The organism is Pseudomonas sp. Marseille-Q7302 (assembly GCF_965111925.1).
In genome coordinates this window covers 3,710,924-3,724,580 of record NZ_CBCOPK010000001.1, presented here as the reverse complement: position 1 = coordinate 3,724,580, position 13,657 = coordinate 3,710,924, and the positions used below count along the sequence as shown (strand labels likewise).

Sequence of the window (13,657 nt, the reverse complement as noted above, 5' to 3'; positions counted from 1 at the left end):
CGCTCGACTATGGCGGCGTCGGCAGGCGATTGGACATGGCAAAGGGTCCGTAGGTATCGCGAGGAAAGTTAGCGAGCTTAGCATGACTTGCCGATACTGCCGAATCAGCGAGATTGGTGACCGTTTCGTTGGTAGCAAATAGCCATCAGTCAGATCGTTCAAGCTATTGAATTATAAGTATATTGTTCCGGTAACCTCTGTTCGATCCAGGGCTTGAAGACGCGTTGCGCGACGGGATGCGCAGCCAACCTTGCAGCGGTGGCCGTGCCGCCTGCTTGCCGGGGCTGTCTCGGCATTCCTGGCGCGCCCCGCCCATCCAGAGTGGTGCCACGCCAGTGATCTTGCCGGCATCCCCGAGATCGGCGCCGAACGCGACACCTGCCTGGTCAAGAACAGGCTTTTTCATACCGCCAACGACTGCTCCATCGAGCGGGAAGACGTGGTGCGGCGCCAGGAGCCTTTCCCCCTGATCCTCGACGACCTCAAGCCGCGCTATCCGTAACCGGTGACCCTGGATCCCGAAGCGATCACCTGCGATGCCAGCGCCGCCATTCCGCGCTGGACGGAACGCCGCTGTATCAGGACGGCAACCACCTCAAGGTCAGCGGCTCGCGACTGGTTGGCGAACGGCTACTGGAACGGGGCGACAATCCCCTGCAGGCAGACAGCGCGCCGGCTGAACGGGAGGCCAAGGCCATTCGTCAGGCAGCGTCGGGTTAGGGGACAAAAGGATGACTTCCATTGATCGGCGACAAGGGCGAAGCGCTCAATAAGCCAAACGATTGAGTTACTCTTGCCTCAGGGCCTGGCTATGCACCGGGCCCAGCCTGAACGAGGACAAGAAAACGTGGATATGAACCGTCGGCAATTCTTCAAGGTCGCTGGAGTCGGCCTTGCGGGATCCAGCCTGGCGGCGTTAGGCATGGCTCCCACAGCCGCCTTTGCCGACCAGGTGCGCCATTTCAAACTGGCGCACACCGTGGAAACCCGCAACACCTGTCCCTACTGCTCGGTCGGCTGCGGCCTGATCATGTACAGCATGGGTGACCGGGCCAAGAACGTGGCCCAGAACATCATTCACATCGAGGGCGACGCCGACCATCCGGTCAACCGTGGCACCCTCTGCCCGAAAGGCGCCGGCCTGCTGGATTTCATCCACAGCCCCAATCGCCTCAAGTATCCCGAGGTGCGCAAGCCTGGCAGCAACGAGTGGACCCGCATCAGCTGGGACGAGGCGCTTGACCGCATCGCTACCCTGATGAAGGAAGACCGCGATGCCAACTTCATCGCCACCAACGACAAGGGCCAGACGGTCAATCGCTGGCTGACCACGGGCTTCCTGGCCGCCTCGGCGTCCTCCAATGAAACCGGTTATTTGACGCACAAGATCGCGCGGAATCTGGGCCTGTTGGCCTTCGATAACCAAGCGCGCGTTTGACACGGCCCGACGGTGGCAGGTCTTGCCCCGACGTTTGGCCGTGGCGCCATGACAAATCACTGGAGCGACATCAAGAACGCTAACCTCGTCTTGATCATGGGCGGCAATGCCGCTGAAGCGCACCCGTGTGGTTTCAAGTGGGTCACCGAGGCCAAGGCGCACAACAACGCCCGGCTGATCGTGGTCGATCCGCGCTATACCCGTTCTGCCTCGGTTGCGGACTACTACGCCCCCATCCGGACCGGCAGCGACATTGCCTTCCTGGGCGGGTTGATCAATTACCTGATCACTCACGACAAAATCCAGCACGAATACGTCCGTAACTACACCGACGTAGGCTTTATCGTGAAGGAAGGCTTCTCCTTCGAAGACGGCCTGTATACCGGCTACGACGCTGAAAAACGTACCTATACCGACAAGACTCAATGGGGCTACGAGATCGGCGACGACGGCTTCGTCAAGATCGATGCAACGCTTGAGCACCCGCGTTGCGTCTTCCAGTTGATGAAGCAGCACTACAGCCGCTACACCCTGGAAGTGGCCAGTCAGGTATGTGGTACGCCCGTTGAGGCGATCCAGAAGGTCTGGGCCGAGATTGCTGAGACTTCGGCGCCCGGTCGCACGATGACCATCCTCTATGCCCTAGGTTGGACTCAGCACTCCATTGGCGCCCAGATCATTCGTGCCGGCGCCATGGTGCAGCTGCTGCTTGGCAACATCGGTATGCCCGGTGGCGGGATGAACGCCCTGCGCGGTCACTCCAACATCCAAGGCCTTACCGACCTGGGTCTCTTGTCGATCCAGCTGCCGGGCTACCTGACCATCGGCGCCGACGGCGAGCAGGACTACCACGCCTTCATCGACCGACGCGCCAGCAAGCCGCTGCGTCCGGGACAGATGAGCTACTGGCAGAACTACGGCAAGTTTCACGTCAGCCTGATGAAGGCGTGGTACGGCGACAACGCCACCAAGGATAACGACTGGTGCTACCACTGGTTGCCCAAGGTCGATGTCACGGGTGCTGGCTACGATGTGCTGCGCTACTTCGACATGATGGGCAAGGGTCAGGTCAACGGCTATTTCTGCCAGGGTTTCAACCCCATCGCCGCCTTCCCCAACAAGGCCAAGGTGATGCGCGGGCTGTCCAAGCTCAAGTGGCTGGTGATCATGGATCCGCTGGCCACCGAGACCTCCGAGTTCTGGCGCAACCACGGCGATCACAACGATGTGAATACCGCGGAAATCCAGACCGAGGTGTTCCGCCTGCCCACCACCTGCTTCGCCGAGGAAGACGGCTCCCTGGTGAACTCCAGCCGCTGGCTGCAGTGGCACTTCAAGGGTGCCGAAGCGCCTGCCGAGGGCCGAAGCGACATCGTCATCATGTCCGAACTGTTCCTCAGATTGCGCGAGGCCTATCGCCAGGACGGCGGTGCCTTTCCTGATCCAATCCTGGGCCTTTCCTGGCCCTATGCCAAACCAGGAGAGCCTTCGGCGGAGGAGTTGGCCAAGGAGTTCAACGGCTACGCTGTGACCGACGTGCTCGATGCCAAGGGCGCCGTTTCGGCCAAGGCTGGCCAGCAACTTGCCGGTTTCGGCCAGTTGATGGACGACGGCAGTACCGCCTCGGGCTGCTGGATCTATTGCGGCGCCTGGACCGAGCAGGGCAACCAGATGGCGCGGCGCGACAACAGCGATCCGTTCCATATGGGGCAGACCCTGGGCTGGGCCTGGTCGTGGCCGAACAACCGCCGCATCCTCTACAACCGTGCCTCCTCGGATCTTAGCGGCAAGCCGTGGGACCCGAGCAAGAAGCTGGTCTGGTGGAACGACAAGGCGCAGAAGTGGGGCGGTACCGACGTGCCGGACTTCAAGATCGACGGCAAGCCTGGCGACGGGATGAGTCCGTTCATCATGAACCCGGAAGGGGTAGCGCGCTTCTTCTCGCTGGACAAGATGGCCGAGGGGCCCTTCCCGGAGCACTACGAGCCGTTCGAAACGCCCATCGGCGTCAACCCGCTGCACCCCAACAACCGCAAGGCGCTGAACAGCCCGGCGGCGCGGGTGTTCAAGGACGACTGGGCGGACTTCGGCGATCGCAAGGACTTCCCCTATGCGGCCACCACCTACCGCCTGACCGAGCACTTCCACTACTGGAGCAAGCACTGCCGCCTCAACGCCATCATCCAGCCCGAGCAGTTCGTCGAGATCGGCGAGGTGCTGGCCAAGCAGAAGGGCATCGCCGCGGGTGATCTCGTACGGGTCAGCTCCAAGCGCGGCCACATCGTCTGCAAGGCGGTGGTGACCAAGCGGATCCGTCCGCTGCAGGTCAATGGCGAAACGGTGCACCATATCGGCATCCCCATCCACTGGGGCTTCTCCGGTGTGGCACGGATGGGTTACCTGGCCAACACCCTGACTCCCTTCGTGGGTGACGGGAACACCCAGACGCCCGAGTTCAAGTCGTTCCTGGTCAACGTGGAGAAAGCGTGATGGCAAGCCAAGATATCTACGCCCGCTCCGCGACGACTACGGCTTATCCGTCCGTGCGCAATCAGGCGGAAGTGGCCAAGCTGATCGATGTGTCCAAGTGCATCGGCTGCAAGGCCTGCCAGGTCGCCTGTTCGGAATGGAACGAGCTGCGCGACGAGGTGGGCCATACCCACGGCACCTACGATAACCCGGCGGACCTCACCGCGGACTCCTGGACGCTGATGCGTTTCACCGAGCACGAGGACGAGGCCGGCAAGCTGGAGTGGCTGATCCGCAAGGACGGCTGCATGCACTGCGCCGAGCCGGGCTGCCTGAAGGCCTGTCCGAGTCCGGGGGCCATCGTGAAGTACGCCAACGGCATCGTCGACTTCAACCAGGACCACTGCATCGGGTGCGGCTACTGCATCGCCGGTTGCCCCTTCGACATCCCGCGGATCTCGAAGAAGGACAATAAGGCCTACAAGTGCTCCCTCTGCTCGGACCGGGTCGGGGTCGGCCTAGAGCCCGCCTGCGTCAAGACCTGCCCGACCGGCGCCATCGTGTTCGGCACCAAGGACGAGATGAAGGAGCATGCCGCCGAGCGCATCGTCGATCTCAAGAGCCGCGGCTACGAGAACGCCGGTCTGTACGACCCGGTTGGGGTAGGGGGCACCCACGTCATGTACGTGCTGCACCATGCCGACCAGCCGCAGCTGTACAACCACCTGCCCAAGGATCCGACCATCAGCCCCACCGTGGGGCTGTGGAAGGGCTTCACCAAACCCCTGGCGCTGTTCGCCATGGGCGCGGCGGTGCTGGCCGGTTTCTTCCACTACGTGCGCGTCGGTCCCAACCGGACCGATGACGACGACGAAGTGGTCGAGGCGCCGCCCCGTCACGAGGGCGATGCGCCCAAGGGCGAGGTCAAGCAGCTGAGTCCGTCCGTGCAGATCTTCGATCCGCACGACAAGCAGCCCTAGCAGGTGTACGCCCCCGGTTAGCCGGGGGCGTCCTGGGAGATCGAGATGAAACCTGAAATCCAGCGTTACAACGCCAACGAGCGGACCAACCACTGGATCGTGGCGATCCTGTTCTTCATGGCCGGGCTGTCGGGACTGGCGCTGTTCCACCCCGCGCTGTTTCCGTTGTCGAGCCTGTTCGGCGGCGGCACCTGGACGCGCATCCTGCATCCCTTCATGGGTGTGGCGATGTTCCTGTTCTTCGCCTTTCTGGTGATCCGCTTCTGGCGGCACAACAAGATCGGCCGCGAAGACGCCCAGTGGCTCAAGCAGATCAACGACGTGCTGAACAACCGCGAGGAGAAGCTGCCGCCGATCGACAAGTACAACCCCGGGCAGAAGATCCTGTTCTGGGTGCTACTGGCCTGCATGCTGATCCTGCTGGTCAGCGGCGTGGTCATCTGGCGGCAGTACTTCGCCCACCTGTTCCCCATCCCGGTGATCCGCCTGGGCGCCCTGGCCCACGCCGTCGCCGCCTTCGTGCTGGTGCTGTCGATCATCGTGCACATCTATGCGGGGATCTGGATCAAGGGCTCGGTGACCGCGATGATGACCGGTTGGGTCAGTCGCGCCTGGGCCAAGAAGCACCATTCGCTGTGGTACGAGAAGGTCACCCGCGAGAAGAAGTGAGCCTGTTGTCGGGCTTCGCTGCGCTCAACCCAACCTACGGATTAGGAGCGCGGGATTTCTCCTGCGCACCGATCTGACCCCCTCTCCCTCCGGGAGAGGGTTGGGGTGAGGGCAGCAGAGCCCAACATCCCGACCCGCCCGCTATCCTGAATCCTCTATCTTCCACCGTTTTCCTAAGGAGCCCTGCCATGGCGGGCCAGATCCTCGAGCCCGGCGAAATCGAAGCCGCGGCCGTCAACCCCGATTTCATCCTCCTGCCTGGTGGCGAGCTGTTCGGCTATCGCGCCGACCGCCTGCGACTGCTGGCCACCGGCAATGCGCTGAGTGACTACCTGCTGCTGATGGCCGACCTGTGCGAGGCCCAGCAAGGGGTCTTCGACCAGCTCGCGCCCCTGCCATTGGACGAGGCCCGCAGCGCCCAGAGCCTGGCCCACGGTCTGCCGCCGCTGGGTTACGACACCCTGGTCCGCGAAGGTGACTGGTTGCCCGCGCTGGATGCGCTGCTGGAGGCCTGCACGGTCGAGCAGGCGCCGGTACGGGCCGCCCTCGACGCCTTGCGCCAGGCCGATGCCGGCCAGCGCAAGGCCTGGGCCATCGCCCTGCTGGCCGGCAGCTATGAGCTGGTGCCCGCCGGCGTGGTGCCCTTCCTCGGCGCCGCCCTGCAGGTAGCCTGGACCCACTGGCTGCAGCGCAGTGACTTCAGTGCCCTGCGCGAACAGGGCAGCCAGACCCTCTGCCCCTGCTGCGGCGCGCCGCCCATGGCCGGCATCATCCATCACCTGGGCAAGGCCAATGGCCTGAGGTATCTCACCTGCTCGCTGTGCGCCTGCGAGTGGCACTTCGTACGGGTCAAGTGCAGCCACTGCGAGACTGGCAAGGGCCTGGGCTACTACTCCCTGAGCACCGACGACGCCAACGCCCAGAAGGCGCCGCTACGCGCCGAGACCTGCGCCCACTGCAAGACCTACCTCAAGCACCTCTACCGCGACTACGACGCTCGCAGCGAACCCCTGTCCGCGGACCTTGCCAGCCTGGCGCTGGACGTACGCCTGGCGGAAGAGGGCTACGAACGCCACGCGCCCAACCTGCTGTTCGCCCCCGGCTAGGCCGAACGCCACGGCCGCCCGGGGCAGGGCGGTCGTCCTGGCGAACCTTCTTCTACCGGTAGCGGCGGCTACCAGGCACGCTCCTCCGGCAACCGCGGCGGCCCGGCAGTCCTGACGCCAGGCCGCGAGTCTTTGCAGGGCCATTGCACGCCGCTCCCATCGCTGGGAACGGGCTATCACGCCGCTGTCACCCGCAGGTCATCTTGCAGAGCCAGTCTATCGACGAGCACAAAACCTTCTATCACGCGGCGCAGGGAAGGCGTCTAGTATGGAGATTGCGCCGCTTCGTCGGCGTGCCCATCTGATGAGGGGATAACAATGACCGCAACGTCCGTTTTGCCCGTGGTAGGGCTCCCGCAGCAGCCGACGCCAGCCTGGCCGTCAGACCGCTAGGCCACTCCGGCCGGAACTACCACTGTGACAGGCCGCGATCTCGTCGCGGCTGACAACCGGATGAACAAGACCCTGAGGTGCCAAGAAGATGTCGACCGAATCCAAGTGCCCGTTCAATCATGCCGCCGGCGGTGGTACCACCAACAAGGATTGGTGGCCGAATCAGCTCAATCTCAACTTCCTGCACCAGCACTCGTCCCTGTCCGATCCCATGGGCGAGGACTTCGACTACGCCACCGAATTCAAGAGCCTCGATCTGGAAGCGGTGAAGGCTGACCTGCGCGCCGTGATGACCGATTCCCAGGACTGGTGGCCGGCCGACTTCGGTCACTATGGTCCGCTGTTCGTGCGCATGGCCTGGCACAGCGCCGGTACCTATCGGGTCGGTGACGGCCGCGGTGGCGCCGGTCAGGGCCAGCAGCGCTTCGCGCCCCTGAACAGCTGGCCGGACAACGTCAGCCTGGACAAGGCACGCCGGCTGATCTGGCCGGTCAAGCAGAAGTACGGGCGCAAGATCTCCTGGGCCGACCTCATCGTCCTCACCGGCAACGTCGCCCTGGAATCCATGGGCTTCAAGACCTTCGGCTTCTCCGGCGGTCGCCAGGACGTCTGGGAACCGGACGATGCGGTGTTCTGGGGTTCGGAAACCGTCTGGCTGGGTGGTGACGTGCGCTATGGTGCCCACAAGAAGATGGAGCAGCCCGGCGACGGTGTGCTGACCGCACAGCCCGAGCAGCATCCGGTGGAGCACAGTCGCAATGATAATCCGCAGCGCACCCTGGAAAATCCCCTGGGCGCGGTGCAGATGGGTCTGATCTATGTGAACCCGGAAGGCCCGGAGGGCAACCCCGATCCGGTGGCTTCGGCCCATGACATCCGCGAGACCTTTGGCCGCATGGCCATGAACGACGAGGAAACCGTCGCCCTCATCGCTGGCGGTCACGCCTTCGGCAAGACCCACGGCGCAGGTCCCGCCACCAGCGTCGGTGCCGAGCCGGAAGCGGCCGATCTGGAGCAGCAGGGCCTTGGCTGGAAGAACAGCTATGGCACCGGCAAGGGCGCCGATACCATCACCAGCGGCCTCGAAGTGACCTGGACCTCCACGCCTACCCGCTGGAGCAATGAATACTTCGAGAACATGTTCAAGTTCGAGTGGGAGCTGTTCAAGAGTCCCGCCGGTGCCCACCAGTGGCGACCGAAGGACGGCGCTGGTGCCAATGCCGTGCCCGATGCCCATGATCCCAACAAGCGTCACCAGCCGACCATGCTCACCTCGGACCTGGCGCTGCGCTTCGATCCGGCCTACGAAAAGATCTCCCGCCGCTTCCTGGAAAACCCGGACCAGTTGGCCGACGCCTTCGCCCGTGCCTGGTTCAAGCTGACCCACAGAGACATGGGGCCCCTGGCCCGCTACCTGGGCCCGGAAACCCCCACCGAAGAACTGCTGTGGCAGGACCCGCTGCCCAAGACCGAAGGCGCGCCCCTGGGCGAGGCCGAGGTCAAGGCGCTCAAGGACAAGCTGGCCGCGTCCGGCCTGAGCGTGTCCGAACTGGTCGGCACCGCCTGGGCGGCTGCCTCCACCTTCCGCGGTTCCGACAAGCGCGGTGGGGCCAACGGTGGCCGTCTGCGCCTGGCGCCGCAAAAGGACTGGGAGGTCAACCAGCCGGCGCAACTGGCCAAGGTGCTGGGCGTGCTGGAAGGCATCCAGCGTGATTTCCACGGGGAGGGCAAGCAGGTCTCCATCGCCGACCTGATCGTGCTGGCCGGTAGCGTCGGGGTGGAAAAGGCCGCCCAGGCGGCGGGTCATTCGATCAGCGTGCCCTTCACCCCGGGTCGCGTGGATGCCTCCCAGGAGCAGACCGACGTCCACTCCTTCGGGCATCTGGAGCCCTGGGCCGATGGCTTCCGCAACTATGTGGGCGGGGAGTTCAAGGTCAAGCCGGAATTCCTGCTGGTGGACAAGGCGCACCTGCTGAACCTGACCGCGCCCGAATTGACGGTACTGCTGGGCGGCCTGCGCGTGCTGGACATCAACGTGAACGGTGCCAAGCATGGCGTCTTCACCCAGCGACCGCAGACCCTGACCAACGACTTCTTCGTCAACCTGCTGGACATGGCCACCGAATGGAAGGCCACCGGTCCGGACAAGGCCACCTTCGAAGGTCGTGATCGCCAGAGCGGCGAGCTGAAGTGGACCGGTACCCGGGTCGACCTAGTGTTCGGTTCCCATGCCCAGCTGCGTGCCCTGAGCGAGGTCTATGGCAGTGCCGACGCCCAGGAGAAGTTCGTCAAGGACTTCGTCAAGGTATGGACCAAGGTGATGGAGCTGGACCGTTTCGATCTGCGTTGATCGCCGCGTGGTAACCAGAAACGCCTCCTCCGGGAGGCGTTTTTTTGTCCGCGGAACCGACCCGCCACTCATCGCCGATCAATGGAGAGTCGCCTTGAAGGCGCATTCCAGAGCCTTTTTTGCGTGTGATGCGCCACGTCCGGCCCGCCTTAAGCAAACCCTAAGCGCACCTTAAGGAGCGCATAACCGAGGGAATACAGACTGCGCTAAACACCCAGAGGCTGTCCCCATGGAAGCGCTTGCCGAACTCTCCCTCAGTCTGATCGAAGGCCCCATCCGCCCCGACCTGTGCCGCGATGAAGTCCTCGCCGATCTGTTCGAGGCCACCGCGGCGCGGGCGCCGGAGCGGCCCGCCCTGCTCGAAGGCGAGCGCAGCCTGAGCTACGGCGAGCTGGACGCCTGGGCCGATCGCGCCGCCTCGCGGCTGCTGGCGGCTGGCGCCGGGCCTGGCCGCGTGGTCGGCCTCTGGCTGCCCCGCGGCATCGAGTTGCTGGTGATGCAACTGGCCATCGCCAAGACTGGCGCCGCCTGGCTGCCTTGCGATGCCGAGACCCCGGCCGACCGCGTGGCCCTCTGCCTGGAGGACGCCCAGGCGGTCGGTGTCATCACTGGAGCGCCCTTCGCCGATCTGCTGGCGCGTCCCGGGCTTGGCTGCTGGACCCCCGACGAGCTGAGCGTCGCCCTGGCCCAGGGCGAGACCCTGCGCCGGCGTGGCCAGGTCTCCCCGGACAACCTGGCCTATCTGATCTATACCTCCGGCTCCACCGGCAAACCCAAAGGCATCGGCATCCGCCAGGACAGCATCTGCCACTTCTTGCGCAGTGAGAATTCGCTGCTCGGCATCGAGGCCGGCGATCGGGTCTACCAGGGCTTCTCGGTGGCCTTCGACATGTCCTTCGAGGAGATCTGGATCAGCTACCTGGTGGGCGCCACCCTCTGGCTGGCGCCGCGGGAGATCACCGCCGACCCCGAGGCCCTGGCCCGCGCCCTGACCGCCAATCGCATCAGCGTGTTGCACGTGGTGCCGACCCTGCTGGCGCTGTTGCCGGAAGATGTCCCCAGCCTGAGGCTGATCAACCTCGGCGGCGAGATGTGCCCCGAGCCCCTGGTGGCGCGCTGGAGTCGGCCGCAGCGGCAACTATTCAATACCTATGGTCCGAGTGAGGCCACCGTCTCGGCCAGTCTGGCGCAGCTGCACGCGGGCGAACCCGTGACCATCGGCCGCCCGCTGCCCAACTACAGCCTGCTGGTGGTGCCGGCCGATGCCAGCCAGCCGCTGACCTTGCTGCCGCGCGACCAGGTGGGCGAACTCTGCATCACCGGTCCGGGTGTCGCCGATGGCTATCTGGGGCGTCCCGAACTGACCGCCGAGAAATTCCTGCCCAATCCCTGGAGCACCGGCAGCCACGACCTCAAGCTCTATCGCACCGGCGACCTGGCGCGGGTCGACGAACACGGTCAGGTGCATTGCCTGGGGCGGGTCGACGACCAGGTGAAGATCCGCGGCTATCGGGTCGAGCTGGGCGAGATCGAAGCCACCCTGGCGAGGCAGCCCGGCGTCGGGACCGTGGCGGTGGTGCTGCGCGAAGAGGCCGGCGTCGAGCAACTGGTGGCCTTCCTGGTCGGCGATGGCGGCCCGGTGCCGCGCAGCGACCTGTTGCGGACCGAGCTCGCCGGCTGCCTGCCGCTGTACATGGTGCCCAGCCGTTTCGAGTGGCTCGGCGAGATGCCGCGACTGAATTCCGGCAAGATCGACCGCAAGCAGTTGCGCACCCGGCCGCTGGCCATTGCCGTGGTGGCGCCGGTCGCTCCGGCCAGCGGCGCCCTGGGCGCCGTTCTCGCGGCCACCGCCGAACTGTTTCCCGGCCAGGCGCTGCACGCCGAGATGGATTTCTTCGATGACCTGGGCGGTCACTCGCTGTTCGCCGCCCGCCTGGTTTCGCGCCTGCGTCAGGACTCGCGCTATGCCAGCGCCACGGTCAAGGCGGTCTATTCCGGTCGCACCCTGGGCGCCATTGCCGACGCCCTGGAGGCGGATGCCGCCGAGGCCGGCCAGGCCACCGCCACCGAGGCCTGGGCCCCACCCAGCCGCTGGCGCCGCTGGCGTTGCGGCCTGGCCCAGGCGGCGGCTCTGCCGCCACTCCTGACCCTGCGCCTGGGACGCTGGTTGGCACCTTTCCTGGCCTTCCCGCTGCTGATCCATTCCGGCACCACGCTGCCCCTGGCCATGCTGACCGCCCTGAGTCTGTTCGTTCTGGCCATCGGCCTGGAATTCGCCGTGGCCCTGGTAGGCAAGCGCCTGACCGGGCGCCTGCAGCCCGGTCGTTATCCGCTGTGGGGCCTGACCTACTACCGCTGGTGGCTGGGCGAGCGCTTTCTCGCCCTGGCGCCGGCCTACCTGCTCAGCGGCTCGCCATTGGCTCGTGGCTGGCTCCGGCTGCTGGGCGCCCAGGTCGGTGCCGAGGCCTTCGTCGGCACCCTGACCTTGCGCGTCCCCGAGCTGCTGACCCTGGGGCAGGGCGCCAGCCTGGGCAATGGCGTCAACTTCGAGAACGCCCGGGTGCTGCGCGGCGAGTTGCTGCTTGGCCCCGTGACCCTCGGCCAGGAGGCGCAGGTCGGCTCCTATGCCATCCTCGAAGGCGATACCGCCCTTGGTGACGGCGCTCGCCTGCAGGCCCAGTCCGCCCTGCGCAGCGGTCAGCGCGTCCCGGCCGGACGCAACTGGGGCGGCGCGCCGGCCCACGACCAGGGTGCCGCCGGTGCCCGCGTCCTGCCGCCAACCCCGGTGTCCCGCGCCCAACGTACCTTGCTCAAAGGGCTCTATGCCCTCAGCGGCCTGGTGGTCTCGGTGCTGTTCTTCATGCCGCTGTTTCCCCTGGCGTTGCTGATCGACGAGCTGGAAAACCTGGGCGGGTTGCCCTGGTGGCACACCTCTTCGCTGCTGCTCGACGCCCTGCAGTATGGGGTGCTGGCGCTGCCACTGGGCGTGGTCAGCGTCGCCCTGACCCTGCTCGGCTGCGCCCTGGCGCGCCGGCTGATCCTGCCGCGCCTGGACGAAGGCCAGTGGTCGGTCGACAGCCTCTTCTACTGGCGCAAGTGGCTGGCCAACCTGATCCAGGAGTCGGCGCTGCAAAGCCTGCAGGGCCTCTATGCCACCGTGTACTCGGCCCTCTGGTATCGCCTGCTGGGTGCCCGGGTCGGCCGTGATGCGGAGATATCCACCGCCCAGGGCCCGGTGTCCTCGTTGCTGGAACTGGGCGCCGAGACCTTTATCGCCGATGCCGTGATGCTAGGCGACGAACAGGTAGCCCAGGGCTGGATGACCCTCAGGCGCACCTCCATCGCCCGCCGCAGTTTCGTCGGCAACGGCGCCTATGTCGCCGACGGCTGCCATATCCCCGAGGACGTCCTGATCGGTGTCCTTGGTCGGCTCGACGAAGGCGTACCCCTGCGCCAGGGCGAAACCTGGCTAGGCTCGCCGGCGGTGCGGTTGCCGGCGCGGGAAACCCTCACCGGCTACCCGGAAAGCCTGACGTTCCGCCCGGCACCCTGGCGCCGGGTGGCGCGTGGTCTGATCGAGGCCCTGCGCATCGTGCTGCCTACCGGCTTCACCGTCGCCGCCGGCTGCGCCATCGCCGAAGCCCTGGTACCGCTGTGGCAGGCCGGAACCTGGCTGCAACTGCTTGGCGAGACCCTGCTGGCCGGCAGCGCTTTCGCCCTGGCCAGTTTCCTGGTGGTGCTGGGCCTCAAGTGGCTGGTGGTCGGTCGTTATCGCCCGCGCTCGGCGCCCATGTGGACCTTTTTCGTCTGGCGCAGCGAAGCTATCACCAGCCTCTACGAGACCCTGGCCGTGCCCAATCTGCTCGGCACCCTGCGCGGTACGCCCTGGCTGCCCCTGGCACTGCGCCTGCTCGGCGCCCGACTGGGCCGGGGCACCTACCTGGATACCACCGACCTCACCGAGTTCGACTGCGTGCGGCTGGGCGATCACGGCGAACTCAACGCCCTGGCCGGTCCCCAGACCCACCTGTTCGAAGACCGGGTGATGAAGGTCGGCGAGGTGGAGCTGGGTGCCGGCATCAACCTGGGGCCGCGCAGCGTGGTGCTCTATGGCGCCCGGGTCGGCGACAACGTGGAACTGGGGCCCCTGTCGCTGGTGATGAAGGGCGAAACCCTGCCAGATCACTCGCGTTGGGAAGGTAACCCCGTTCAGCCCCGTCGTTAGGACTGTCATACAACCATAAAGACAGCC

The 13,657-nt window shown here is 65.5% G+C and carries 7 protein-coding genes; all 7 read left to right on the top strand.

The window, feature by feature from the left end; translation table 11 throughout:
* Positions 1–250 precede the first annotated feature (250 nt).
* The 7 genes from ACWPW1_RS17345 to ACWPW1_RS17315 all read left to right on the top strand — a co-directional run bounded on the left by ACWPW1_RS17345 (position 251) and on the right by ACWPW1_RS17315 (position 13,630).
* Positions 251–502: a hypothetical protein gene (locus tag ACWPW1_RS17345; RefSeq protein ID WP_454253535.1), complete on the top strand. Its 252-nt coding sequence runs from the start codon at positions 251–253 to the stop codon at positions 500–502.
* A 345-nt stretch (positions 503–847) separates the two neighbouring features.
* Positions 848–3,928 carry a formate dehydrogenase-N subunit alpha gene (gene fdnG, locus ACWPW1_RS17340; protein WP_156428969.1) on the top strand — a complete coding sequence of 1,027 codons (3,081 nt, stop codon included), beginning with the start codon at positions 848–850 and terminating at the stop codon, positions 3,926–3,928.
* Positions 3,928–4,887: a formate dehydrogenase subunit beta gene (fdxH, locus tag ACWPW1_RS17335; RefSeq protein WP_160923247.1), complete on the top strand. Its 960-nt coding sequence runs from the start codon at positions 3,928–3,930 to the stop codon at positions 4,885–4,887. The genes fdnG and fdxH overlap by 1 nt, the downstream gene beginning before the upstream one ends.
* A gap of 45 nt (positions 4,888–4,932) precedes the next feature.
* Entirely contained in the window at positions 4,933–5,556 is a 624-nt protein-coding gene (locus ACWPW1_RS17330) for a formate dehydrogenase subunit gamma (protein WP_059315878.1), read from the top strand.
* Between the two features lie 188 nt (positions 5,557–5,744).
* Positions 5,745–6,662 carry a formate dehydrogenase accessory protein FdhE gene (fdhE, locus tag ACWPW1_RS17325; protein ID WP_059315877.1) on the top strand — a complete coding sequence of 306 codons (918 nt, stop codon included), beginning with the start codon at positions 5,745–5,747 and terminating at the stop codon, positions 6,660–6,662.
* Between the two features lie 481 nt (positions 6,663–7,143).
* Complete coding sequence (gene katG, locus ACWPW1_RS17320; RefSeq protein ID WP_454253534.1) at positions 7,144–9,405, top strand: catalase/peroxidase HPI; 2,262 nt, start codon at positions 7,144–7,146, stop codon at positions 9,403–9,405.
* Positions 9,406–9,634: 229 nt separating this feature from the next.
* Entirely contained in the window at positions 9,635–13,630 is a 3,996-nt protein-coding gene (locus tag ACWPW1_RS17315) for a Pls/PosA family non-ribosomal peptide synthetase (RefSeq protein WP_454253533.1), read from the top strand.
* Positions 13,631–13,657: the final 27 nt, after the last annotated feature.

What these genes read in the sequence shown, in the direction of transcription:
- fdxH (WP_160923247.1), top strand. Translation starts at nt 3,928, where the DNA reads ATGGCAAGCCAAGATATCTACGCCCGCTCCGCGACGACTACGGCTTAT.
- ACWPW1_RS17330 (WP_059315878.1), top strand. Translation starts at nt 4,933, where the DNA reads ATGAAACCTGAAATCCAGCGTTACAACGCCAACGAGCGGACCAACCAC.
- fdhE (WP_059315877.1), top strand. Translation starts at nt 5,745, where the DNA reads ATGGCGGGCCAGATCCTCGAGCCCGGCGAAATCGAAGCCGCGGCCGTC.
- katG (WP_454253534.1), top strand. Translation starts at nt 7,144, where the DNA reads ATGTCGACCGAATCCAAGTGCCCGTTCAATCATGCCGCCGGCGGTGGT.
- ACWPW1_RS17315 (WP_454253533.1), top strand. Translation starts at nt 9,635, where the DNA reads ATGGAAGCGCTTGCCGAACTCTCCCTCAGTCTGATCGAAGGCCCCATC.